At 56.8% G+C, this 22,844-nt stretch carries 25 protein-coding genes and 1 tRNA gene; 19 read left to right on the top strand and 7 right to left on the bottom strand.

The annotated features are described in order from the left end of the window. The first annotated feature begins 88 nt into the window (after positions 1-88). Together sdhE and V1599_RS20320 are read left to right on the top strand one after the other, a co-directional pair. Positions 89-355, top strand: a complete 267-nt coding sequence (gene sdhE / locus V1599_RS20325; protein WP_042716098.1) for an FAD assembly factor SdhE — start codon at positions 89-91, stop codon at positions 353-355. Beyond that, a complete protein-coding gene (locus tag V1599_RS20320; RefSeq protein WP_112009790.1) occupies positions 336-746 on the top strand; it encodes a protein YgfX in 411 nt (136 codons plus the stop codon). Before sdhE ends, V1599_RS20320 begins: the two co-directional genes overlap by 20 nt. A 7-nt stretch (positions 747-753) precedes the next feature. Here the strand turns inward: V1599_RS20320 and fldB are convergent, their stop codons facing one another. After that, positions 754-1,275, bottom strand: coding sequence for a flavodoxin FldB (gene fldB / locus V1599_RS20315; protein ID WP_112009789.1), 522 nt, complete (start codon positions 1,273-1,275; stop codon positions 754-756). A gap of 101 nt (positions 1,276-1,376) precedes the next feature. Here fldB and xerD point away from each other — a divergent pair, with 101 nt between their 5' ends. From xerD to lysS, 5 genes are all read left to right on the top strand, one after another. Then, complete coding sequence (gene xerD / locus V1599_RS20310; RefSeq protein ID WP_112009788.1) at positions 1,377-2,273, top strand: site-specific tyrosine recombinase XerD; 897 nt, start codon at positions 1,377-1,379, stop codon at positions 2,271-2,273. Positions 2,274-2,301: 28 nt separating this feature from the next. Next, positions 2,302-3,015, top strand: coding sequence for a bifunctional protein-disulfide isomerase/oxidoreductase DsbC (gene dsbC, locus V1599_RS20305; protein WP_112009787.1), 714 nt, complete (start codon positions 2,302-2,304; stop codon positions 3,013-3,015). Between the two features lie 5 nt (positions 3,016-3,020). Beyond that, positions 3,021-4,754 carry a single-stranded-DNA-specific exonuclease RecJ gene (recJ, locus tag V1599_RS20300; protein ID WP_395300742.1) on the top strand — a complete coding sequence of 578 codons (1,734 nt, stop codon included), beginning with the start codon at positions 3,021-3,023 and terminating at the stop codon, positions 4,752-4,754. A gap of 90 nt (positions 4,755-4,844) precedes the next feature. Further along, positions 4,845-5,943 (top strand): peptide chain release factor 2 gene (prfB, locus tag V1599_RS20295; protein ID WP_112009785.1). Its coding sequence is split into 2 segments (ribosomal slippage): positions 4,845-4,919 and positions 4,921-5,943, totalling 1,098 coding nucleotides; the frame shifts between segments, so codons are not numbered across the junction. 9 nt (positions 5,944-5,952) lie between these two features. After that, positions 5,953-7,470 (top strand): lysine--tRNA ligase, encoded by a 1,518-nt coding sequence (gene lysS / locus V1599_RS20290; RefSeq protein WP_112009784.1) that lies wholly within the window; start codon positions 5,953-5,955, stop codon positions 7,468-7,470. A gap of 48 nt (positions 7,471-7,518) precedes the next feature. Here the strand turns inward: lysS and idi are convergent, their stop codons facing one another. Further along, positions 7,519-8,061 carry an isopentenyl-diphosphate Delta-isomerase gene (gene idi, locus V1599_RS20285; protein WP_112009783.1) on the bottom strand — a complete coding sequence of 181 codons (543 nt, stop codon included), beginning with the start codon at positions 8,059-8,061 and terminating at the stop codon, positions 7,519-7,521. A gap of 195 nt (positions 8,062-8,256) precedes the next feature. Between idi and actS the strand changes: the two genes are divergently transcribed. Both actS and V1599_RS20275 read left to right on the top strand, forming a co-directional pair. Then, positions 8,257-9,006 carry an amidase activator ActS gene (gene actS, locus V1599_RS20280; RefSeq protein ID WP_112009782.1) on the top strand — a complete coding sequence of 250 codons (750 nt, stop codon included), beginning with the start codon at positions 8,257-8,259 and terminating at the stop codon, positions 9,004-9,006. 77 nt (positions 9,007-9,083) lie between these two features. Continuing rightward, a tRNA-Gly gene (locus V1599_RS20275) sits at positions 9,084-9,157 on the top strand. Positions 9,158-9,251: 94 nt separating this feature from the next. On the opposite strand, the gene V1599_RS20270 is transcribed toward V1599_RS20275, so the two are convergent. Then, entirely contained in the window at positions 9,252-9,884 is a 633-nt protein-coding gene (locus V1599_RS20270) for a DNA-binding protein (protein ID WP_395300741.1), read from the bottom strand. Between the two features lie 130 nt (positions 9,885-10,014). Between V1599_RS20270 and yjdI the strand changes: the two genes are divergently transcribed. Both yjdI and V1599_RS20260 read left to right on the top strand, forming a co-directional pair. Continuing rightward, complete coding sequence (gene yjdI, locus V1599_RS20265; RefSeq protein WP_112009780.1) at positions 10,015-10,245, top strand: 4Fe-4S mono-cluster protein YjdI; 231 nt, start codon at positions 10,015-10,017, stop codon at positions 10,243-10,245. A gap of 10 nt (positions 10,246-10,255) precedes the next feature. Further along, positions 10,256-10,528 (top strand): GNAT family N-acetyltransferase, encoded by a 273-nt coding sequence (locus V1599_RS20260; RefSeq protein WP_395300740.1) that lies wholly within the window; start codon positions 10,256-10,258, stop codon positions 10,526-10,528. A gap of 34 nt (positions 10,529-10,562) precedes the next feature. Here V1599_RS20260 and V1599_RS20255 read toward each other — a convergent pair whose 3' ends face one another. Further along, positions 10,563-11,174, bottom strand: a complete 612-nt coding sequence (locus V1599_RS20255; RefSeq protein ID WP_112009778.1) for a LysE family translocator — start codon at positions 11,172-11,174, stop codon at positions 10,563-10,565. A gap of 116 nt (positions 11,175-11,290) precedes the next feature. On the opposite strand from V1599_RS20255, the gene V1599_RS20250 reads away from it, so the two are divergent. Further along, positions 11,291-11,761 (top strand): Lrp/AsnC family transcriptional regulator, encoded by a 471-nt coding sequence (locus V1599_RS20250; protein ID WP_112009777.1) that lies wholly within the window; start codon positions 11,291-11,293, stop codon positions 11,759-11,761. A gap of 36 nt (positions 11,762-11,797) precedes the next feature. Here V1599_RS20250 and V1599_RS20245 read toward each other — a convergent pair whose 3' ends face one another. Then, a complete protein-coding gene (locus V1599_RS20245; protein WP_395300739.1) occupies positions 11,798-13,027 on the bottom strand; it encodes an amino acid permease in 1,230 nt (409 codons plus the stop codon). Positions 13,028-13,147: 120 nt separating this feature from the next. After that, positions 13,148-13,609 carry a multidrug/biocide efflux PACE transporter gene (locus V1599_RS20240; RefSeq protein WP_112009775.1) on the bottom strand — a complete coding sequence of 154 codons (462 nt, stop codon included), beginning with the start codon at positions 13,607-13,609 and terminating at the stop codon, positions 13,148-13,150. Positions 13,610-13,714: 105 nt separating this feature from the next. Here V1599_RS20240 and V1599_RS20235 point away from each other — a divergent pair, with 105 nt between their 5' ends. From V1599_RS20235 to V1599_RS20205, 7 genes are all read left to right on the top strand, one after another. Further along, the gene (locus tag V1599_RS20235) at positions 13,715-14,581 is read left to right on the top strand and encodes a LysR family transcriptional regulator (RefSeq protein WP_371187674.1); all 867 of its coding nucleotides are present in this window, start codon (positions 13,715-13,717) and stop codon (positions 14,579-14,581) included. 94 nt (positions 14,582-14,675) lie between these two features. After that, positions 14,676-15,854 (top strand): acetyl-CoA C-acetyltransferase, encoded by a 1,179-nt coding sequence (locus tag V1599_RS20230; protein ID WP_395300738.1) that lies wholly within the window; start codon positions 14,676-14,678, stop codon positions 15,852-15,854. A 350-nt stretch (positions 15,855-16,204) separates the two neighbouring features. After that, positions 16,205-17,041 carry a 5-dehydro-4-deoxy-D-glucuronate isomerase gene (gene kduI / locus V1599_RS20225; RefSeq protein WP_395300737.1) on the top strand — a complete coding sequence of 279 codons (837 nt, stop codon included), beginning with the start codon at positions 16,205-16,207 and terminating at the stop codon, positions 17,039-17,041. A 63-nt stretch (positions 17,042-17,104) separates the two neighbouring features. Next, the gene (kduD, locus tag V1599_RS20220; protein WP_395300736.1) at positions 17,105-17,866 is read left to right on the top strand and encodes a 2-dehydro-3-deoxy-D-gluconate 5-dehydrogenase KduD; all 762 of its coding nucleotides are present in this window, start codon (positions 17,105-17,107) and stop codon (positions 17,864-17,866) included. Positions 17,867-18,177: 311 nt separating this feature from the next. Then, a complete protein-coding gene (locus V1599_RS20215; protein ID WP_395300735.1) occupies positions 18,178-19,593 on the top strand; it encodes a sugar porter family MFS transporter in 1,416 nt (471 codons plus the stop codon). A gap of 290 nt (positions 19,594-19,883) precedes the next feature. Further along, on the top strand, positions 19,884-21,008 hold the full coding sequence (gene wzz(fepE), locus V1599_RS20210) for an LPS O-antigen length regulator Wzz(fepE) (protein ID WP_297115769.1): 1,125 nt from the start codon (positions 19,884-19,886) through the stop codon (positions 21,006-21,008). 116 nt (positions 21,009-21,124) lie between these two features. Continuing rightward, positions 21,125-21,817, top strand: a complete 693-nt coding sequence (locus V1599_RS20205; RefSeq protein ID WP_395300734.1) for an aspartate/glutamate racemase — start codon at positions 21,125-21,127, stop codon at positions 21,815-21,817. Here V1599_RS20205 and V1599_RS20200 read toward each other — a convergent pair. Continuing rightward, a complete protein-coding gene (locus V1599_RS20200) occupies positions 21,812-22,738 on the bottom strand; it encodes a LysR family transcriptional regulator (protein WP_395300733.1) in 927 nt (308 codons plus the stop codon). The two genes, V1599_RS20205 and V1599_RS20200, sit on opposite strands and share 6 nt — an antisense overlap. Between the last annotated feature and the right edge of the window lie 106 nt (positions 22,739-22,844).

The following is a 22,844-nucleotide window of genomic DNA, read 5'->3' as shown; positions in this document are numbered from 1 at the left end:
CACGTTACACTAGCTACTGTTCCCGAAGAGAAATAACGAATAGCGAACGGGAATCCGACTGTACCAAACGTAAAGCAGGAAACTGAACATGGATATTAACAACAAGGCCCGTATTCACTGGGCGTGTCGACGCGGCATGCGCGAACTTGATATTTCCATCATGCCTTTCTTTGAGCATGAGTACGACAGCTTAAGCGACGACGATAAGCGTCTGTTTGTGCGCCTGCTTGAGTCAGATGACCCTGATTTATTCAACTGGCTGATGAATCACGGCAAACCCGCCGACACCGAGTTGCAACGGATGGTGCAATTAATTCAAACACGGAATCGGGAACGTGGTCCTGTGGCAATCTGATCTTCGCGTCTCGTGGCGCTCGCAGTGGATGTCATTGTTGCTCCACGGTCTGGTCGCGGCCTTAGTTTTACTGATGCCGTGGCCGCTTAGCTACACCCCTTTATGGCTGCTGCTGCTGTCGTTTGTGGTATTTGATAGCGTGCGCAGCCAGCGTCGGATTAACGCGCGTCAGGGCGAAATTAAGCTGCTGGTCGATTCGCGCCTGCGCTGGCAGGGCCAGGAGTGGGACATCATCGGAACGCCCTGGATGCTGAATGCCGGGATGATGCTGCGGCTGCGCAGGGTAGACGGGGGACGTCGGCAACACCTTTGGCTGGCGGCAGACAGTATGGATGCGGCAGAGTGGCGCGATCTGCGCCGGATGATGTTACAGCAGCCGACGCAGCAGTAGGCTTGCGTTAGCTGAACTTTTCAGCCATTTCACCCAAAATTTGTTCGCACCAGGTTTGCAGGCGCTCGTCACTGAGGTCGTACTGATTGGTTTCGTCCAGCGCGAGCCCCACGAACAGCTGGCCGTCAGCGATGATAGGTTTTTTGCTGGTGAACTCATAGCCTTCGGTTGGCCAGTAACCGATAAATGACGCGCCTTTCGGTGCCAGCTTGTCATGCAGCATGCCGAGCGCGTCGAGGAACCATTCGCCGTAGCCTAGCTGGTCACCCATGCCGTACATCGCAATGATTTTGCCCTCAAGATTGAGCGCATCAAGCTGGTCCCAGATAGCCTCCCAGTCTTCCTGTATTTCGCCGAAATCCCACGTCGGGATCCCAAGGATCAGCACATCGTACTGCTCCATCAGCGTGGGGGCGTCATCTTTCAGGTTATGCAGCGTCACCAGTTCCGGGCCGATAATGTCGCGAATTTTTTCCGCCGCCATTTCGGTGTAGCAGGTGCTGGAGCCATAGAACAGACCAATATTCATCGCGTAACAATCTCAATTCTTGCGTAGACTATGCCCGTAGTGTACCAGAAACCGATGGCAATCAGGCATAATGGGCGGATTGCAGAATCAAAGGGGCTGATGTGGAAAAGGATCTCGCGCTCATCGAACAGTTTCTCGACGCGCTCTGGCTGGAGAAGAACCTGGCCGCGAACACGCTCAGCGCTTATCGACGGGATCTCACCATGCTGGTAGAGTGGCTGGCCCATAAAGGGCTTAGCCTTGAGACCGCGCAAAGCGAGGATCTTCAGGCGCTGCTTGGCGAGCGCATGGAGGGGGGCTATAAAGCAACCAGCTCCGCGCGGCTTTTGAGCGCAATGCGTCGCCTGTTCCAGCATCTCTATCGCGAGAAGATCCGCGCGGACGATCCGAGCGCGCTGCTGGCCTCGCCAAAGCTCCCGCAGCGTTTGCCGAAAGATCTGAGCGAAGCACAAGTTGAGAGATTATTACAATCGCCGGCGGTTGACCTGCCGCTGGAGTTACGCGATAAAGCCATGCTTGAGGTATTGTATGCGACCGGCTTACGCGTATCTGAGCTGGTGGGGCTGACGATGAGCGACGTTAGCCTGCGTCAGGGCGTGGTTCGCGTTATCGGCAAAGGCAATAAAGAGCGGCTGGTGCCGCTGGGCGAAGAGGCGGTGTACTGGCTCGAAACGTACCTTGAGCACGGTCGCCCCTGGCTGCTGAACGGGGTTTCTATTGACGTCTTGTTCCCGAGCCAGCGCGCGCAGCAGATGACGCGGCAAACGTTCTGGCATCGCATCAAGCATTATGCCACGCTGGCGGGTATCGACAGCGAGAAGCTTTCGCCGCACGTTTTGCGTCACGCTTTTGCGACGCATCTGCTAAACCACGGCGCTGACCTGCGCGTCGTGCAGATGCTGCTTGGCCACAGCGATCTCTCAACTACGCAAATTTACACCCATGTCGCGACTGAACGCCTGCGGCAGCTACATCAACAGCACCACCCGCGCGCGTGAGTGCCGACGAATCGTAACAGGATTAACTATGAAAAAGTCTTTAGCGCTGTTCACCCTGCTGGCAGCTTCATTTACCGGCTTTGCCCATGCTGACGATGCCGCGATTAAACAGTCGCTGACCAAACTGGGCGTCACCAGCAGCGATATTCAGCCTGCGCCGGTTGCCGGGATGAAAACCGTGTTAACCAACAGCGGCGTGCTGTACGTGACCGAAGACGGTAAGCATATTATTCAGGGCCCAATGTATGACGTCAGCGGTGCGCAGCCGGTGAACGTCACGAACCAGCTGCTGATGAAAAACCTGAACGCGCTCGAAAAAGAGATGATTGTTTATAAAGCGCCGCAGGAAAAACACGTGATTACCGTGTTCACCGACATCACCTGCGGCTACTGCCACAAGCTGCACGAAGAGATGAAAGACTATAACGCGCTGGGCATTACCGTGCGCTACCTGGCCTTCCCGCGCGCGGGCGTTAACAGCCAGCCAGAGCAGGACATGAAGGCAATCTGGTGTGCGAAAGATCGCAACAAGGCGTTCGACGATGCCATGAACGGCAAAGGCGTGAAGCCAGCCTCCTGTGATATCGACATTGCCAACCACTACGCGCTGGGCGTGCAGTTTGGCGTGAACGGTACGCCAGCAATCGTGCTGAGCAACGGCTCCGTGGTGCCGGGATATCAGGGTCCGAAAGAGATGAAAGAGTTCCTCGACGCGCACCAGAAACAGCTTGGTGGTAAATAATCAGCGTGAAAGCACCGATAAAATTGCGCCGCCGCGAGGCGGTGGATGATGCTGATTTACCCGCGGAGCTCCCGCCGCTGCTCAAGCGGCTCTATGCCAGCCGCGGCGTAAAAACCGCTGACGATCTTGAGCGAAGCGTGAGGGGGATGCTGCCCTGGCAGCAGCTGAGCGGCATCGAAAAAGCCACCGAGATGCTCTACAACGCGTTTCTCGACGGGACGCGCATTGTCGTTGTCGGTGATTTTGATGCCGACGGCGCCACCAGCACCGCGCTGAGCGTGCTCAGCCTGCGCGCGCTGGGCTGCGACAGCGTCGCCTACCTTGTGCCAAACCGCTTTGAAGACGGCTATGGCCTTAGCCCGGAAGTGGTCGATCAGGCGCACGCGCGCGGCGCGCAGATGATCATGACCGTGGATAACGGGATCTCTTCTCACGCGGGCGTCCAGCGCGCGCATGAGCTGGGGATACCGGTGCTGGTTACCGATCACCACCTCCCCGGCGATACGCTGCCGGAGGCTGAAGCCATCATTAACCCCAACCTGCGCGACTGCGATTTCCCGTCGAAATCGCTGGCGGGCGTTGGCGTGGCGTTTTATCTGATGCTGGCCTTGCGCACGCTGCTGCGCGATAAGGGCTGGTTCGAGTCTCGCGGCATCGCCGTACCCAACCTCGCGGAGTATCTGGATCTCGTCGCGCTCGGTACCGTAGCGGACGTCGTGCCGCTGGATACCAACAACCGTATTTTGACCTGGCAGGGCCTGAGCCGCATCCGCGCGGGCAAATGCCGGCCGGGCATTAAGGCGCTGCTGGAGATTTCCAATCGCGACCCGCAGAAGCTGGCGGCAAGCGATCTCGGCTTTGCGCTTGGCCCACGCCTGAACGCGGCCGGAAGGCTGGACGATATGTCCGTGGGCGTCGCGCTGCTGCTGTGCGATAACATCGGCGAGGCGCGCGTGCTGGCCAACGAGCTGGACGCGCTTAACCAGACGCGTAAAGAGATTGAACAGGGGATGCAGGCCGAAGCGCTGACCCTCTGCGAAAAGCTGGAGCGCAGCGCGGATACGCTGCCCGGCGGTCTGGCGATGTATCACCCGGAATGGCATCAGGGCGTCGTGGGCATTCTGGCGTCCCGCATCAAAGAGCGTTTCCACCGTCCGGTCATTGCCTTTGCGCCAGCGGGAGACGGCACGCTGAAAGGCTCTGGCCGTTCCATTCAGGGGCTGCACATGCGCGACGCGCTGGAGCGTCTGGATACGCTTTATCCCGATCTGATGATCAAGTTCGGCGGCCACGCCATGGCGGCGGGGCTGTCGCTGGAAGAGGCAAAGTTTGACGAGTTTCAACGCCTCTTCGGCGAGCTGGTCACCGACTGGATTGACCCGGCGCTTTTGCAGGGCGAAGTGGTCTCCGACGGCCCGCTGTCCGCGGCCGAAATGACCATGGAGGTGGCGCAGATGCTGCGCGATGCCGGCCCGTGGGGGCAAATGTTCCCCGAGCCGCTGTTTGACGGGCGTTTCCGTCTGCTGCAGCAGCGCATCGTGGGCGAACGCCATTTGAAGGTGATGGTTGAACCGGTTGGCGGCGGCCCGCTTTTGGACGGCATTGCATTTAACGTCGACACCGCCATCTGGCCGGACAACGGCGTGCGTGAAGTTGAGCTTGCCTATAAGCTCGATATTAATGAGTTTCGCGGTAACCGCTCCCTTCAGCTCATCATCGACAATATCTGGCCAATTTAGCGTCAGTAATCTCTATAAAAAAGAGCGTGGATTCGGTACAATCCCGCTCTTATCACCGCATTTTTACAAGCTCATAAAAGAAAACAGACCATGTTTGAAATTAATCCGGTAAAAAACCGCATTCAGGACCTCACGGAGCGCTCCGACGTTCTTAGGGGGTATCTTTGACTACGATGCCAAGAAAGAGCGTCTGGAAGAAGTAAACGCCGAGCTGGAACAGCCGGACGTCTGGAATGAACCCGAGCGCGCACAGGCGCTGGGTAAAGAGCGTTCCTCTCTCGAAGCCATCGTAGATACGCTGGACCAAATGTCCCAGGGGCTGGAAGATGTGTCCGGCCTGCTGGAGCTGGCTGTTGAAGCTGACGACGAAGAAACCTTTAACGAAGCCGTAGCGGAACTCGATGGTCTGGAAGAGAAGCTGGCGCAGCTGGAGTTTCGTCGCATGTTCTCCGGCGAATACGATAGCGCTGACTGCTATCTCGATATTCAGGCAGGTTCTGGCGGTACCGAAGCGCAGGACTGGGCCAGCATGCTGACGCGTATGTACCTGCGCTGGGCCGAAGCGCGCGGTTTCAAAACCGAGATTATCGAAGAGTCTGAAGGTGAAGTCGCGGGCCTGAAATCCGTGACCATCAAAATTATTGGCGACTACGCCTACGGCTGGCTGCGTACCGAAACTGGCGTTCACCGCCTGGTGCGTAAGAGCCCGTTCGACTCCGGCGGCCGCCGCCATACGTCGTTTAGCTCCGCGTTCGTTTACCCGGAAGTTGACGAAGATATCGACATCGACATCAACCCGGCGGACCTGCGTATCGACGTCTATCGCGCATCCGGCGCGGGCGGTCAGCACGTTAACCGTACGGAATCCGCGGTGCGTATCACCCACATTCCGACCGGGCTGGTGACGCAGTGCCAGAACGACCGTTCACAGCATAAGAACAAAGACCAGGCCATGAAGCAGATGAAAGCGAAGCTTTATGAGCTGGAGATGCAGAAGAAAAATGCTGAGAAGCAGGCGATGGAAGACAACAAGTCAGACATCGGCTGGGGCAGCCAGATCCGTTCTTACGTCCTCGATGACTCCCGCATTAAAGACCTGCGTACCGGTGTAGAAACCCGTAACACGCAGGCGGTGCTGGACGGCAGCCTGGACCAATTTATCGAAGCAAGTTTGAAAGCAGGGTTATGAGGAACCAACATGTCTGAACAACAAGCACAGGGCGCTGACGCGGTAGTCGATCTTAACAACGAACTGAAAACCCGCCGCGAGAAGCTGGCCGCGCTGCGCGAGCAGGGCGTGCCGTTCCCGAACGATTTTCGTCGTGACCACACCTCAGACCAACTGCACGCAGACTTCGACGCTAAAGAGAACGAAGAGCTGGAAGCGCTGAACGTCGAAGTGGCCGTTGCGGGCCGCATGATGACCCGTCGTATTATGGGTAAAGCGTCTTTCGTGACGCTGCAGGACGTTGGCGGCCGCATTCAGCTGTACGTCTCCCGTGACGACCTGCCGGAAGGCATCTATAACGAGCAGTTCAAGAAGTGGGATCTGGGCGATATCCTCGGCGCGAAAGGTAAGCTGTTCAAAACCAAAACCGGCGAGCTGTCTATCCACTGTACCGAGCTGCGCCTGCTGACCAAAGCCCTGCGCCCGCTGCCGGATAAATTCCACGGCCTGCAGGATCAGGAAGCGCGCTACCGTCAGCGTTACCTGGACCTCATCTCTAACGATGAATCCCGCAAGACCTTCAAAATTCGCTCCCAGATCATGGCCGGTATCCGCCAGTTCATGGTGAACCGCGACTTTATGGAAGTGGAAACCCCAATGATGCAGGTGATCCCTGGCGGCGCGTCCGCGCGTCCGTTCATCACCCATCACAACGCCCTGGACCTCGACATGTACCTGCGCATCGCGCCGGAACTGTACCTGAAGCGTCTGGTGGTCGGTGGTTTCGATCGCGTGTTTGAAATCAACCGTAACTTCCGTAACGAAGGCATCTCCGTTCGCCACAACCCAGAGTTCACCATGATGGAACTCTATATGGCTTACGCGGATTACAAAGATCTGATCGAGCTGACCGAATCCCTGTTCCGCACCCTGGCGCAGGACATTCTGGGCACCACAGAAGTACCTTACGGTGAAGAGGTCTTCGACTTCGGCAAGCCGTTTGAAAAACTGACCATGCGCGAAGCGATCAAGAAATACCGTCCGGAAACCGACATGGCCGAGCTGGACAACTTCGACTCTGCGAAAGCCATTGCGGAAAGCATCGGTATCAAGGTTGAGAAGAGCTGGGGTCTGGGCCGTATCGTGACCGAGATCTTCGAAGAAGTGGCCGAAGCGCACCTGATTCAGCCGACCTTCATCACCGAATACCCGGCTGAAGTGTCTCCGCTGGCGCGTCGTAATGACGAGAACCCGGAAATCACCGACCGCTTCGAGTTCTTCATCGGCGGCCGTGAAATCGGCAACGGCTTTAGCGAGCTGAACGATGCGGAAGATCAGGCGCAGCGCTTCCAGGATCAGGTTAACGCGAAGGCCGCAGGCGACGACGAAGCAATGTTCTTCGACGAAGACTACGTGACCGCGCTGGAGCACGGCCTGCCGCCAACGGCTGGCCTGGGCATTGGTATCGACCGCATGGTGATGCTGTTTACCAATAGCCACACCATCCGCGACGTGATCCTGTTCCCGGCGATGCGTCCGGTGAAATAAGTTTTCAGGATATAAAAATGCCCCGTGCGATTATCGCCGGGGCTTTTTTTATTTGGCTGCGAAGGCTCTGAGCGCGTCGCGGGCAGCGTTCGCTTCCAGCACCATCCACGGGCTAAAGGCCCACGGCGTGGCGTCCAGCGCCTGAAAAAGCGCCTCCGGATCGACCCACTGATATTCCATTACCTCGTCGGGATTGATAGCTAGAGGGCTGGTAATGCGGGCGGCAAATACCGGGCACACTTCGTTTTCGACGATGCCGGACGGATCAATTTTACGGTAGCGAAACTCAGGCGCGACGGGAGTGATATCGACGATCGCTGCGCCAATCTCGTCGCGGCAGCGGCGAACGATCGCCATCTCAATCTGTTCACCTGACTGCGGATGGCCGCAGACGGAGTTTGTCCAGACGCCGGGCCAGGCTTTTTTGCCCATGGCGCGTCGTGTGACCAGGCATTCGCCCTTTTCGTTAAACAGCCAGGAAGAGAAAGCCAGGTGCAGCGGGGTGTCTGCTGTGTGGGCGGCGTATTTTTCCTGGGTGCCGATTACCTTTCCCTGCTCATCAATCAAAATGACGTGTTCTTGAATGCTCATTCTTGCTCCAGTGCCGTAATGCCGAATGATGCTGCGCTTATTACGCACGGGAACAGGCCCGCACAGCGTCAGAGGCTGCTTTATTATACGGCATTCCCGTGCAAACGGGTTGGCACACTGAGCGGAAAAGGGCATGACCTGTATCCGCGAGGGCTGCTATCATAGTGCGCCATTCACCCCGAGCGAGGAGCCGTTTTGTTTGCAGGAAGCCTGACCAGAAACCCCATTGCTGCTATTTTCTGCCTGTTGCTGACGCTGGTTCTGGCGGGATGCTCGGGAAGCAAATCATCGGATATGGGCAGCTACTCTGGCGCGGTGTACACCGTTAAGCGCGGTGACACGCTGTACCGCATTTCGCGGATGACGGGCACCAGCGTAAAAGACCTGGCGAAAATGAACAATATCTCCGCGCCTTACACCATTGAGGTTGGGCAGAAGCTGAAGGTTAACGGCAAATCATCCGCTGCAAAAAAATCGACGTCGTCTAAAGGCAAAACCGCAAAAGTCACTCCGTCCTACGCCGTGCCGAAATCCTCCTGGCCGCCGGTAGGGCAGCGCTGCTGGCTATGGCCCGCGAGCGGGAAAGTGGTTATGCCGTATTCAACCTCTGAGGGTGGGAATAAGGGCATTGATATCGCTGCCGCGCGCGGTACGCCTGTTTATGCCTCCGGGGCAGGGAAGGTGGTCTACGTCGGCAACCAGCTGCGCGGGTATGGTAATCTGATCATGCTTAAGCACGGTGAAGACTACATCACGGCCTATGCGCATAACGACACAATGCTGGTGAATAACGGTCAGAACGTGAAGGCGGGGCAGAAGATTGCCACGATGGGCAGCACGGGAACGGATTCGGTGAAGCTGCATTTCCAGATTCGCTATAAGGCGACGGCCATCGATCCGCAGCGTTATCTTCCGCCGCAGGGCAGCAACCGCTGCGCTAAGTGATTATTTAATCACCGGTTAGAAGCAATGAAGGCTTGTCTGAAAATGCGTAAGGTCTATAATGCCTTACGCACCTCAAAGCGGGCGTAGTTCAATGGTAGAACGAGAGCTTCCCAAGCTCTATACGAGGGTTCGATTCCCTTCGCCCGCTCCAGATTCTTCCCCAATTCTTGCGTAATCTCCTGCCGCAGCTTTAACTTACTCGTCATCGAGAATTAACGCCCCTTCTTCGCTTTATTACCAGGATGCTACCGCTTCCCCAGCCGATAAACCGGAACGTGTCTCGTTGTGCCCGTCAGGCTATCAAAGACCTCTGCTTCGTGCGTTTCAATCGTCATGCCTTTTTTACGTAGGTACAGCACATCCGCCGCGATACGCTGCAGGCCAAACCAGAACAGTCCGTCCAGCGCTGAAACCGTCAGGCCTTCATCAAGGGCGCGTTTCAACCGCTCGCGCGGGGCTTTCAGCTCTTTGGCAATCTGCTGATAGGGCGCAGCGGTCGTCCCGGCGGAGTCCACGCGGCGGATGCGGGTCACCAGCCGATACTGAAATTCTTCCGGCATATCGCTCATGTTTGCCTTCAGGCTCCAGATACAGCCAAAACGCTTGCCGTTGAACAGGGCGCTTTTGCGATTGATTTGGAATTTATCCTTAAGCCCGGCAATCAGCTGCGGGGTGCGTATCAGCAGCAGCCGGAAAGGCAGCTCAAAGCTGGTGACATATTCCATGTTCAGCAGCGCGATGCGCAATCTTTCCTCCGCGCCTGCCTGAGACTGACGGCATTCGTCCAGCACTTCCATCCACTGGCGAGCGCGCTCGGGCGTCTCGTTTAGCTCGGTAAAATGGTACTTTTCTATCTGATAATCAATCCGTTTTATCATAGCGTGACGTGTGGTGTGTTTGCCGATTGCGGGTTACTTTATCAGCACCACCTGCGGGCAGGAAGTGCGTTGTTGATGCTTCCGCTTACGCGCTATGCTTACCTGAGATAAAAACAACAGAGGCAATGTGATGGATAAAGAGCTACTGGATGCGGGCTACCGGGCCTATACCGGTGAAAAAATTGACGTCTACTTTAACACCGGCATCTGTAAGCACTCGGGGAACTGCGTGCGTGGGAGCGCGGCGCTGTTCAACCTCAAGCGCAAGCCGTGGATCATTCCAGATGAAGTTGACGTGAACACGGTCGTACGCGTGATCGATACCTGCCCGAGCGGTGCGCTGAAGTACCGCCATAAATAAGCGAGGAACCATGGAAATTCTGGAAGGCCATAACACGTTTTACGTGAATGACGCACAGGGCAATCAGGTTGCCGAGATTGTTTTCGTGCCGACCGGCGAGCATCTGAGCATTATCGAGCATACCGACGTCGATGAGAGCCTGAAAGGGCAGGGCGTGGGCAAGCAGCTGGTGGCGAAAGTGGTGGAAAAAATGCGCGGTGAGAACCGCAAGATTATTCCGCTGTGCCCGTTTGCCAAACACGAGTTTGATAATACGCGGGAATATGACGACATTCGCGCGTAGATAAAACGACACCGGCGATACAGCCGGTGTTTTTTTATCGCAGTTGTTCAAACAGCAAAATTGCTGCGATCGCCACCATAATCGCACCTGATGCCCGACCCACCACGCGCGCTGCCTGAGGGCGCGTGGTGAGTACCGCTTTTGCGCCATATCCCACCAGCAGATAAACCAGCGTGCAGGTAAAAAGGTGCATAAACCCGAGTGCGGACATCTGCATCGCTATCGACCAGCTTCCTTTTGGGTCCGTAAACTGCGGAAGCAGGGCCAAAAACAACAAAAACACTTTAGGATTCATGCCGCTAATGCAGAGGCCTTTTACCGCCCACTGGTTCCAGCTGCCGTCCAGTCCCTGCGCTTTTTCCGGCGCGGCGGGATGACGCAAAAGCGAGACGCCCAGCCACAGAAGATAGAGCGCGCCTGCGAGGGTCAGCGCGGTAAGCGCCAGCGGGTGGCGGGCAATGACCACGCCAACGCCTGCCACCACGATGAGCGTGGCAAGCAGATGGCCCGATATCAGCCCGATGACCGCAGGCACGACGCGCCGCCCGTTGATACCCGCACTTATGGTGTAGGCCCAGTCCGCTCCCGGCGTCATGATGAGCAGAAAAGACACTACCCAAAATCCGGCCACGATGCTCATTTCCATCGTCTGTAAAACTCCAGTGCTCCTCTCATTCAGTGAGTGAAAGAATAACGATATCCGCGCGAAATGAGCTTTCAATGTTATGCTCGTAATACGGTGAAATTGAGAAAATCTTCTAAATGGACAGCATCGATCGAAAAATTCTTGCGGAGCTACAGTCTGACGGGCGTTTATCTCTCACGGACCTGGCTGAACGCGTGAACCTGAGCCTCTCGCCCTGCCACCGGCGCGTGAGGGCGCTTGAGCAGAGCGGGGCTATTACCGGCTATCGCGCCAATCTCGATCCGGCAAAAATGGGGTTTAACTTTCTGGCTATCGTCTTTGCGACGCTGAAAGAGGGGGACAAGAAGGCGGTTAGCGCTTTTGAAGACGCGGTGGAAGAGATCCCTCAGATCGTGCTGGCGCAGCGCCTGTTCGGCGATCCCGATTATCTGATGCACGTGGTGACCCGCGATCTGTCGGCGTTTCAGCAGCTGTATGACGAAAAGCTGTCGGCGATGCCCGGCGTGCAGCATCTGCGCTCTACGCTGGTGATGAAAACGGTGGTGCAGGACAGGCCGTTTCCGCTGGAAACGCTGGGGCGGGACTAAAATGCGCGCCCGACGGAGCGTCGGGCGCGGTGGTGATTAGCCGACAAACATCACCGATACGCACAGCAGGCCGACGATCAGCGTCAGCAGGTTGCCGAGGGAACGATACTGCTTAAGCGACGGAATCAGGTACGTTGACAGCGTCGGCATGATGAACAAAATCATGGCGATAAGCGGGCCGCTGATGGCGTAAATCATCGAGATCGCGTTCGGGTTAATGCAGCAGACCGCGAAGGTAATCAGCGACACGATCAGAATCGACATCGCGCGGTTGAACGCGCGGCTCTTCTTCACGCCGGCCTGATTCAGTGACGATTTCACGATCTCCGTCGCCCCTTCAATCACGCCAAAATAGGTGCCGAGGAACGATTTCGACATCGCGATAATCGCCACGACAATGCCGGAAATGCCAAGCCACGCCGGAGAAGAGGGTATCATCGACAGCGCCGACAGAATGGTCACCCCTTCCTCCTTCGCCGCCACGATGTACGAAGGTGGGATAGAGAGCAGGCAGCTAAACACGAAGAACAGCACGCTCAGGCAGATGATCAGGTACGCCACCTTCATGATTTTTTTGCATTTACCCATGGCTGCGTCGCCGTATTTCTCGCGACGGTCAACGGCGAACGTCGAGATAATCGGCGTATGGCTAAAAGCGAAAACCATCACCGGGATCGAAATCCACACCTGATGCAGCGTATGCCGATCGAACGAGACCTGACCGGTCAGCAGCGACGGCTGCCAGCTTCCCGTCAGGTAGAGGGAGACAAACAGGAAATAGGCGATCAGCGGGAAAACCAGAAAGCCCATCACCTTTAGGGTGATATGCCGGCCCATCAGGAATATCAGGTTCAGCACCAGCACCACGCCGAAGCTCACCAGCATGCGCACGGGCGTATCAACCGTTATGCGTTTTGCCAGCTGTTCGGTAAACGAGTTGGTGATCGCCACCGCATAAATCAGCACCACCACAAAGAAGGCGACAAAATAGAGCGTGGTAATCAGATTACCGATTTTCTTGCCGTAGTAGTGGTTGACCGCGCCGGTGATCCCTTCATTCCCCTTGGTCTTTGACGACAGGATGAATTGCGCCAGCGCCTTGTGCGGCCAGTAGGTTAACGGGTAAGCCACGAGGGCGGTAATGAGCAGGACAATCGCGCCTGCGGAGCCTAGCTGAATAGGCAGGAAAAGCGTCCCTGCGCCCACGGCCGTGCCGTAGAGAGCGAAACTCCAGAGAGTCTCTTCTTTTGACCAAATTTTCGACATTAGAGCAACGTATCAACTATAAAACGAACAAAAAGAAGAGCAATTTACCATAATTCTGAAGGGAGAGCGCAGTTGCTTCGAAGGCGTGTGGCCGGATCGATCGTCCGGCCAGGGGGAGCGTTAGCTTGCCAGGGCGCGTCGCTGCTGGCGTCGCTTGATGACTTTCTCGCGCAGCGTGTCGTATGCCCAGTTATAAAACATGGTGTACGGCAGGAAGAACAGGAAGAAACCAATCTCCAGCGTAAAGGCCTGGAGCAGGGTCACGCCCAGCACGGCGGCAACGATAGACACGCCGATGACGATAAACCCGCACTCAAAGCCCAGCGCGTGCAGGGCGCGCACTTTCGCCGTGCGCTTTACGCGCTGCACCGGCCAGAAGCGGTCAAAGCCGAAGTTGTAGATAATGTTCCATAGCATCGCCGTCGTCGCCAGGATGATGGTCAGCCCGCCCATTTCAACCACGGAGCGCTGCATGAGCCACGCCGCCGTGGGGGCGAGAATGGCCGTCGCGATCCCTTCAAAGCAGACGGCATGGAAGATCCGCTCCGGCAGCTTACGTTGGAGTGCATCTTGTTGTTGCATAGCATTGACCTCATTCATTCGCCGGTATGGGCGGTGTGGGCGCCTATTTTTATCGCAAAAGATGATATATAAAAGATGGTATCCATCGATAAAATAGATACTTCTATGCGCTATTCCCCCGAAGCCCTGACGGCGTTTGTTGAAACCGTCGCGGCAGGTTCCTTCTCCGCCGCCGCGCGTCGCCTGCGCAAAAGCCAATCCACCATTAGCACCTCTATCGCCAACCTGGAGGCGGACCTGGGCGTTGAGCTCTTCGACCGCTCGGCCCGTCAGCCGGTGCTTACCGCGCAGGGGCAGCAGGTGCTGGGGTACGTGCAGTCTATCCTCGCCGCCAGCGCGCGGCTGGACGAGCTGGCGGTAACGCTCACGGCGCAGACCGAGGCTCGCCTGACGTTCGTGCTCTCAGACACGCTAAACCCGGCCGTGCTGGAAGAGCTGATGACCCAGTTCGACCAGCGCTTTCCGCATACCGAATTTGAGTGCCTGATCGGTGAGGAAGAGGACGTTATCGACCTGCTGCAGAAGGAGCGGGCGCAGGTCGGCCTGACGGAAGCGCGCGACAGCTATCCGATTGGCATCGGCGTGACCCGGCTTCCCATTCAGACCCGAATGGCGATTTATGTCTCAACCACCCATCCGCTGGCCGGGCAGCACGAAACGCAGGCCGACGAGCTGCACGGCTGGCGAGAGCTGCGGCTGAACACTTATCTTGAGCGCGAACCGTCGCTGGCGCGGGGGCCGGTTTGGTCCGCGCCGAACTACCTGCTGCTCCTGAGCATGGCGGTGCAGGGATTCGGCTGGTGCGCGCTGCCCTGCGCGCTGGTGGAAGAATTTGCGGCGTCGAAATCGCTGGTGCAGCTGAACGTGCCCGGCTGGCCGCGTTCGATCGCCATCGATTTGCTGTGGAATAAGCGATCGCCGCCGGGCGTGGCGGGAAGCTGGCTGCGCCAGTATTTGCAGGACGCGCGCTAATCCTTGTGATTAAACTCACTAATTTTAAACAATTGCGTTAATTGTTGATAGCAATGCATCTACTATCGTCATGTCATTTTACCCAGAGGTCGTGATGAAAGATGTCGTTATCGTGGGCGCGTTGCGTACGGCCATTGGCTGTTTTCAGGGCGCACTGGCGCGCCACTCCGCCGTTGATTTAGGCAGCGTGGTGGTCAAAGCGCTGGTGGAACGCTGCGGGGTTGCCGCGCATGAAGTCGATGAGGTGATCCTCGGTCAGGTGCTGACCGCCGGCGCCGGGCAAAACCCTGCGCGTCAGGCTGCGCTGAAGGGCGGCCTGCCGAACACCGTTTCCGCCATCACCATCAACGACGTCTGCGGCTCGGGCCTGAAGGCGCTGCACCTTGCCACCCAGGCCATTCAGTGCGGCGAGGCGGAAGTGGTGATTGCGGGCGGCCAGGAAAATATGAGCCGCGCGCCTCACGTGCTCACCGACAGCCGGACCGGCGCGCAGTTGGGGAACAGCCAGCTGCTCGACAGCCTCGTTCACGACGGGCTGTGGGACGCCTTCAACGATTATCACATGGGCGTGACGGCGGAAAACCTGGCGCGCGAGTACGGCATCAGCCGCGAGCTTCAGGACGCCTACGCGCTAAGCTCTCAGCAAAAGGCCCGTGCCGCGATTGATTCCGGGCGCTTTCGCGATGAGATTGTCCCCGTCAGCACCCGGCACCAAAACGGTGAAAGCATGAGCGTCGATACCGACGAACAGCCGCGCACCGACGCCAGCGCGGAAGGGCTGGCAAAGCTCCATCCGGCTTTTGAAATGATGGGATCGGTTACGGCGGGCAACGCGTCCTCCATTAACGACGGCGCCGCCGCGGTGATGATGATGAGCGAAAGCAAAGCGCAGGAGCTCGATCTTCCCGTGCTGGCGCGCATCAAGGCCTTTGCCAGCGTGGGCGTGGACCCGGCGCTCATGGGCATTGCACCGGTGTATGCCACCCGGCGCTGCCTCGAGCGCGCGGGCTGGGAGCTGGCCGACGTCGATCTGATCGAAGTGAATGAAGCCTATGCGGCGCAGGCCATCTCGGTCGGAAAAATGCTGGAATGGGACCCGCTGCGGGTTAACGTTAACGGCGGGGCGATCGCGCTTGGCCATCCGATTGGCGCATCGGGCTGCCGGATACTGGTATCGCTCGTCCATGAAATGATGAAGCGTAACGCCCGCAAAGGGCTTGCCACGCTCTGTATCGGCGGCGGCCAGGGCGTCGCGCTGGCTATTGAGCGCTAGACGAAATACTTCAGCTTAACGAAAGCCTCCCGTTGGGAGGTTTTTTTTTACGCGTGAACCATCTTTAAATTTCTGCACGGTTTGTTTTTAAGAATGTCAAAATTCAAAGTCTTATTAATATATTGTTTTATATAATAAAATTATTTCACCTCAGTTTTTTCTTTCTCTTAGATATCCCTCATTCGTGATCGTCACTACACTTCTGGTATTAAGATGTGTAAAAAATGAAACGATGTTTTAAATGTAATTGAAAAGCCCATTCTCAGCGGATAGTATGTCTCCATCATGAAAACGGAACGTTGTTTCGTTAATTTTTCTGCCTGCGGGCACGGTCAATTCTGGAGGTTAACGTGGACGTCAGACAAAGCATCCACAGTGCGCATGCGAAAACGCTGGATACTCAGGGGCTGCGCGGTGAATTTTTAGTTGAGCAGGTGTTCGAAGCCGACAGGTACACCATGGTCTACAGCCATATCGACCGCATCATTGTGGGGGGCATCATGCCGGTGGCGCAAACCGTCTCCGTCGGCGGCGAGGTGGGTAAACAGCTCGGCGTGAGCTACTTCCTGGAGCGTCGCGAGCTGGGGACGATCAATATCGGCGGCCCGGGCACCGTCACGGTCGATGGACAATGCTACGAGATTGGCCATCGCGATGCGCTCTATATTGGTCAGGGCGCGAAAGAGGTGGTCTTTGCCAGCGTCGACGCCGGCAAACCGGCGAAGTTTTATTACAACTGCGCCCCGGCCCACACGGCGTATCCCACCAAAAAGGTGACGCCTGACGACGTTGCGCCGGTCACGCTTGGCGACGACCTCACCAGTAACCGCAGGACCATCAATAAATACTTTGTGCCGGACGTGCTGGAAACCTGCCAGCTCAGCATGGGGCTGACCGAGCTGGCGCCGGGCAACCTGTGGAACACCATGCCGTGCCACACGCACGAGCGCCGCATGGAGGTCTATTTCTACTTCAACATGGATGACGATGCCTGCGTGTTCCACATGATGGGGCAGCCGCGGGAGACGCGCCACATCGTGATGCACAACGAGCAGGCGGTCATTTCGCCGAGCTGGTCGATTCACTCCGGCGTGGGGACCAAAGCCTACACCTTTATCTGGGGCATGGTCGGCGAGAACCAGGTCTTCGATGACATGGACCACGTTGCGGTTAAGGATCTGCGCTAGTCGCGGGCGGTGTTGTATCAATCTGCCTGTTGATGACGGGCGCTGAACGAGTAAGGAACAAACATGATTCTGGATGCATTTTCTCTGCAGGGTAAAGTGGCCGTGGTTTCGGGCTGTGACACCGGCCTGGGCCAGGGCATGGCGCTAGGCCTGGCGGAAGCGGGCTGCGATATTGTGGGTATTAACATCGTTGAGCCTACGGAAACCATTGAGCGCGTGACCGCGCTGGGCCGCCGCTTCCTGAGCCTGACCGCCGACCTGCGCAAAATCGACGCTATCCCCGCGCTGCTGGAACGCGCGGTGGCGGAGTTTGGCCATATCGACATTCTGGTCAACAACGCGGGCCTGATCCGCCGCGAAGACGCGATCAGCTTCAGCGAGCGCGACTGGGACGACGTAATGAACCTGAACATCAAAAGCGTGTTCTTTATGTCTCAGGCCGCGGCGAAGCACTTTATTGCTCAGGGCAACGGCGGCAAGATTATCAATATCGCCTCCATGCTCTCCTTCCAGGGCGGCATCCGCGTGCCGTCTTACACCGCGTCGAAAAGCGCCGTAATGGGCGTCACCCGCCTGCTGGCGAACGAGTGGGCGAAGCACAACATCAACGTGAATGCGATTGCGCCGGGCTATATGGCGACCAACAATACCCAGCAGCTTCGCGCCGATGAACAGCGCAGCAGCGAGATCCTGGACCGCATTCCGGCGGGCCGCTGGGGGCTGCCGGACGATCTCAAGGGACCGATTGTGTTCCTCGCGTCTTCTGCATCTGATTACATCAACGGCTATACCGTGGCGGTGGACGGCGGCTGGCTGGCGCGGTAACTGCTTATGCAGGTATGAACCTCTGCTCCTGAGCGGAGGTTTTTTTTCGCAAAAATAGTCATTATCCATATGGCTCAAGACGAAAAATCCATATCAAAAAAGCATAAATGATGAATATCACAGTTTTAATGCTTATAAATTAGGGGATTAATAAAAAGTGGAGGTGTTTCACCGTTCATTGAAATTGTAATGTCCATCACAGATCGCTATGCCACAGCGAAATCATCCATATCTTCGCGGATTCCCGCCTGACACTTTCTCTGGCTTTCTCGTAATTTCATTGCATGTTTTAGCTGTTCAGGCAGGAAATTATGACATCAATAAATGACTCTACCCTGGCGTCGGGCGTGTTACGCGATACCCGCCGCATGAACCAGTTTGTCTCCATTGCCGCCGCGGTTGCCGGCCTGCTGTTTGGTCTGGATATCGGCGTGATTGCCGGCGCGCTGCCCTTTATTACCGATCACTTTACGCTGAGCAACCGCCTGCAGGAGTGGGTGGTGAGCAACATGATGCTCGGCGCAGCCATCGGCGCGCTGTTCAACGGCTGGCTCTCGTTCCGCCTTGGGCGTAAATACAGCCTGATGGTCGGGGCGATCCTGTTTGTCGCGGGCTCCATTGGCTCTGCCTTTGCGGCGAACGTCGAGGTGCTGCTGCTCTCCCGCGTGCTGCTGGGCGTTGCCGTCGGGATCGCCTCCTATACCGCGCCGCTGTATCTCTCTGAAATGGCGAGCGAAAACGTGCGCGGCAAGATGATCAGCATGTATCAGCTGATGGTCACGCTCGGCATTGTGCTGGCGTTTTTGTCCGATACGTATTTCAGCTACAGCGGCAACTGGCGGGCGATGCTCGGCGTGCTGGCGCTGCCTGCGGTACTGCTCATCGTGTTAGTCATCTTTTTGCCGAACAGCCCGCGCTGGCTGGCGCAAAAAGGGCGTCACGTTGAGGCGGAAGAGGTGCTGCGCATGCTGCGCGACACCTCCGAAAAAGCGCGCGAAGAGCTGAACGAGATCCGCGAAAGCCTGAAGCTCAAGCAGGGCGGATGGGCGCTGTTCAGGGTGAACCGCAACGTGCGCCGCGCGGTGTTTCTCGGCATGCTGCTGCAGGCAATGCAGCAGTTTACCGGCATGAACATCATCATGTACTACGCGCCGCGCATCTTCAAAATGGCCGGGTTTACCACTACCGAGCAGCAGATGATCGCCACGCTGGTCGTCGGGCTGACCTTTATGTTCGCCACCTTCATTGCGGTATTCACCGTCGATAAGGCCGGACGTAAGCCGGCGCTGAAGATTGGCTTCAGCGTCATGGCGATTGGCACGCTGATCCTCGGCTACTGCCTGATGCAGTTTGACAACGGTACGGCGTCGAGCGGGCTCTCCTGGCTGTCGGTGGGGATGACCATGATGTGTATTGCCGGCTATGCGATGAGCGCCGCGCCGGTCGTGTGGATCCTTTGCTCTGAAATCCAGCCGCTGAAATGCCGTGACTTTGGCATCACCTGTTCGACCACCACCAACTGGGTGTCGAACATGATCATCGGCGCAACCTTCCTGACGCTGCTGGACGCGATTGGTGCCGCCGGGACGTTCTGGCTTTATACCGCGCTGAACGTGGCGTTTATTGGCATTACGTTCTGGCTGATCCCAGAAACCAAAGGCGTGACGCTGGAGCACATTGAACGCAAGCTGATGGCCGGTGAGAAGCTGAGGAATATCGGTTTGTGAGGCCGCTGCCCGGTGTCTGCCGGGTGAGTAAACGAAAAAAAGCCGGGAAGGGCGAAACGCTTCCCGGCTTTTTTTCGTGCTTATTGAGTGTTCTTTTTTCTGGGAGTCGAATAGCGATATTTGTACGGCTTATGAAAAATAGGGGTATTCAGAAATAACTACTAAATATGATAGCGACATATCAATTTGGTTTATATGTACTATCAGAAGATTCTTAGTTTCTTGTATCATAAATGAAACTGCGCACTCAGACAGACCGCTTCCCCCACCGAACAAATAGAAGAATTGATATGTCAGTCATGGACTTCAAAAAAAATACGGATGTGGATTTCCCTCACCACGCCTATGCGGCAAACGATCAAAAAGAGATCGATCTCCTGGGCCTGTTAGACATTCTGCTTGCGGCCAAAAAACGCATCGCCGCCATGACGTTTGCCTTTGCGCTGGCCGGCCTGGTGGTGGCCTTCCTGCTTCCGCAAAAGTGGACCAGTAAATCGGTTATCACCCCGGCAGAACAGACGCAGTGGAACCCGCTGCGCCAGATGCTGGTCTCCCTGCAGGTGCTGGATATTGACGCTAAGGTTTCGCGCGGGGACGTTTTTAACCTGTTTATTAAAAAGTTTCAGTCTCAGTCCCTGCTGGAAGAGTACATGACATCATCGCCGTACGTGATGGCTCAGCTCACAGAGGCTGACGTCGATCCGCTGGAGCTGCACCGTGCGGTGGTCAACATTTCCGACAGGATGAAAGCCGTCGACAATACCCTGGCGAAAGATGCGGACAAAGCGCCCTATGCCTCGTGGACGCTAAGCTTCACCGCCCCAACCGCGGGAGATGCCCAGGCGGTGCTGGAAGGGTATATCAAGTACATCTCCAGCCTCGTGGAGCAGGAGACGATGCAAAATATCCGCAATCAGGTTGCCCTGAAAACCAAAATGGTGGAACAGCAGCTGGAGCTGGATCGCGTGCGTTTGACCAATGCCCACAACACCAACTTGCAGCGCCTCAACTACTCCCTCAAAGTGGCGAATGCGGCGGGCATTAAGAAGCCGGTGTACAGCAACGGCCAGGCGGTAAAAGACGATCCGGACTACTCGGTTGCGCTGGGGGCGGACGGCATTGCCCAGAAGCTGCAGATTGAAAAGAACCTGAAAGACGTGGCCGAGCTGAACGCTGATTTCCAGAACCGCGAATATTACCTGACGCAGCTGCAAAAGCTGTCTTTTGACGACGTAGATATTGAGCCGTTTAAATATCAGCTTTCACCGTCAATGCCGATCAAAAAAGACGGCCCGGGCAAAGCGCTGATTATCGTGCTGGCTGCATTCATTGGCGGCCTGCTGGCGTGCGGCAGCGTCCTACTGCGTGAGGCCATGCGTTCCCGACGCCCGCATGTGCAAAGCGCGGCGGAATAAGCCGTAAAGTGACAAACAAGGCGCTATGCATAGCGCCTTTTTTTATGTCAGAAATAGCTCTCGCTGGTAACGGGCCGCTAAGTTTGCTTCACTGGGGTAAACGTACGGGAGGAACCATGAAAACAATCGGGTTATTGGGTGGCATGAGCTGGGAATCAACCCTTCCCTATTATCGCCTTATTAATGAGGGCATAAAACAGCGGCTGGGCGGCCTGCACTCGGCAAGCCTGCTGCTGCACAGCGTGGATTTTCACGACATCGAGGCCTGCCAGGCGAGCGGCGAATGGGATAAAGCGGGCGAGATCCTGGCGCAGGCGGCGCTCGGGCTGGAGCGCGCGGGCGCGGAAGGGATTTTGCTCTGTACCAACACTATGCATAAGGTGGCGTCCCATATCGAAACGGCCTGTTCATTGCCGTTTCTGCACATTGCCGACGCAACGGGCCGGGCGATTAGCGCCGCGAACGTATCGCGGGTGGCGCTGCTGGGCACGCGTTACACCATGGAGCAGGATTTTTACCGCGGGCGCTTAAGCAGCGAGTTTGGTATTGAAAGCATCATCCCGGACGAAGCCGACCGGGCGCGCATTAATCAGATTATCTTCGAGGAGCTTTGCCTCGGCACCTTCAGCGAAACGTCCCGCGCGTACTACGTTAGCGTGATTGAAAAGCTGGCGCAGCAGGGCGCGCAAGGCGTTATCTTCGGCTGCACGGAGATCGGCCTGCTGGTCCCGGCCGAGCGAAGCCCTGTTACGGTATTTGATACCACCGCTATTCACGCCGCGGATGCCGTGGAATTTATGCTGTCATAACGGGTTTGGTCGGCCAGGTAAGCGAAGCGCTACCTGTCTAACATGCTCAATGAGATGTGCGGTAAAGGCATCCACCAGCGCGGACGCCGGGCGGTGCAGCGGACGAATCAGGCTCACGGTAAACGGAACCGATACGCTAAACGGCCGAATCACAATATCGCTTCCGGCGTAGTCCAGCGCCGTAAGCGGGTTAACGACGGAAACCCCGACGCCGGCGCGCACCATGGCGCAAATTGAGGCGGCGCTGTGCGTTTCTACCACCATTCTTCTTTTCACCTGATGCTCCGCAAACAGCGAATCCAGCAGCTGGCGATAGCTGTCGGTTTGCGACAGGCTGATGTAGTTCTCGCCGTGAAAATCTGCGGGCGTTAATTCGCTTTTATCCGCAAGCGCATGTCCGGCAGGCAGGACGCAAACCTCGTCTAAAGAGAGCAGCTCCGTGCGCGACGTGCCCGCCGGAGTGACAAGCGTTTCAGTCAGGCCAAGATCGTGGCGCTGCGCGGAAAGCCACTCCTCCAGCAGCGGGGATTCCTGCGGAACGATCGAGAAATTAACGTCAGGATAGCGGGTCAGGAAGGGCTGAAGCAGCGACGGTAAAAAGGATTGCGAAAACACCGGCAGGCAGACGATGGACAGCTCGCCCTGGCGAAATTCCCGCAGGCTCTCCGCGGCGCTGACGATTCTGTCCAGCCCGTACCAGGAGCGCTGCACCTCCTCAAACAGGCGCAATCCCTGAACCGTGGGGTGCAGCCTGCCGCGCGCGCGTTCGAATAATTTCAGATCCAGCACTTTTTCAAAGCGCGCCAGCTCGCGGCTGACGGTCGGCTGTGAGGTATGCAGCATCTGCGCGGCTTCGGTGAGATTGCCGGTAGTCATCACCGCGTGGAAAATCTCAATGTGGCGTAAGTTGATGACGGACATAGGGCACCTGTGGCAGGAAGTTATCCATATCATTTTTGCATAGACTCGCGAAAAAACGATATTTTTTATTCCCTATTCAGTGTGGCGTAATAGAAAAAAATGACGA

Source organism: Enterobacter sp. ECC-175, assembly GCF_043968675.1.
Lineage (GTDB): Bacteria > Pseudomonadota > Gammaproteobacteria > Enterobacterales > Enterobacteriaceae > Enterobacter.
The sequence above is the reverse complement of the archived record's forward strand: the minus strand, read 5'-3'. Positions and strand labels throughout refer to the sequence as shown.

What these genes read in the sequence shown, in the direction of transcription:
- V1599_RS20255 (WP_112009778.1), bottom strand. Translation starts at nt 11,174, where the DNA reads ATGGAAATGAGCATCGTGGCCGGATTTTGGGTAGTGTCTTTTCTGCTC.
- V1599_RS20240 (WP_112009775.1), bottom strand. Translation starts at nt 13,609, where the DNA reads ATGCAACAACAAGATGCACTCCAACGTAAGCTGCCGGAGCGGATCTTC.
- yjdI (WP_112009780.1), top strand. Translation starts at nt 10,015, where the DNA reads ATGGATAAAGAGCTACTGGATGCGGGCTACCGGGCCTATACCGGTGAA.
- V1599_RS20235 (WP_371187674.1), top strand. Translation starts at nt 13,715, where the DNA reads ATGCGCTATTCCCCCGAAGCCCTGACGGCGTTTGTTGAAACCGTCGCG.
- idi (WP_112009783.1), bottom strand. Translation starts at nt 8,061, where the DNA reads ATGAGCATTCAAGAACACGTCATTTTGATTGATGAGCAGGGAAAGGTA.
- V1599_RS20205 (WP_395300734.1), top strand. Translation starts at nt 21,125, where the DNA reads ATGAAAACAATCGGGTTATTGGGTGGCATGAGCTGGGAATCAACCCTT.
- V1599_RS20215 (WP_395300735.1), top strand. Translation starts at nt 18,178, where the DNA reads ATGACATCAATAAATGACTCTACCCTGGCGTCGGGCGTGTTACGCGAT.
- dsbC (WP_112009787.1), top strand. Translation starts at nt 2,302, where the DNA reads ATGAAAAAGTCTTTAGCGCTGTTCACCCTGCTGGCAGCTTCATTTACC.
- V1599_RS20250 (WP_112009777.1), top strand. Translation starts at nt 11,291, where the DNA reads ATGGACAGCATCGATCGAAAAATTCTTGCGGAGCTACAGTCTGACGGG.
- sdhE (WP_042716098.1), top strand. Translation starts at nt 89, where the DNA reads ATGGATATTAACAACAAGGCCCGTATTCACTGGGCGTGTCGACGCGGC.
- fldB (WP_112009789.1), bottom strand. Translation starts at nt 1,275, where the DNA reads ATGAATATTGGTCTGTTCTATGGCTCCAGCACCTGCTACACCGAAATG.
- V1599_RS20245 (WP_395300739.1), bottom strand. Translation starts at nt 13,027, where the DNA reads ATGTCGAAAATTTGGTCAAAAGAAGAGACTCTCTGGAGTTTCGCTCTC.
- V1599_RS20230 (WP_395300738.1), top strand. Translation starts at nt 14,676, where the DNA reads ATGAAAGATGTCGTTATCGTGGGCGCGTTGCGTACGGCCATTGGCTGT.
- V1599_RS20260 (WP_395300740.1), top strand. Translation starts at nt 10,256, where the DNA reads ATGGAAATTCTGGAAGGCCATAACACGTTTTACGTGAATGACGCACAG.
- kduD (WP_395300736.1), top strand. Translation starts at nt 17,105, where the DNA reads ATGATTCTGGATGCATTTTCTCTGCAGGGTAAAGTGGCCGTGGTTTCG.
- V1599_RS20200 (WP_395300733.1), bottom strand. Translation starts at nt 22,738, where the DNA reads ATGTCCGTCATCAACTTACGCCACATTGAGATTTTCCACGCGGTGATG.
- lysS (WP_112009784.1), top strand. Translation starts at nt 5,953, where the DNA reads ATGTCTGAACAACAAGCACAGGGCGCTGACGCGGTAGTCGATCTTAAC.
- V1599_RS20270 (WP_395300741.1), bottom strand. Translation starts at nt 9,884, where the DNA reads ATGATAAAACGGATTGATTATCAGATAGAAAAGTACCATTTTACCGAG.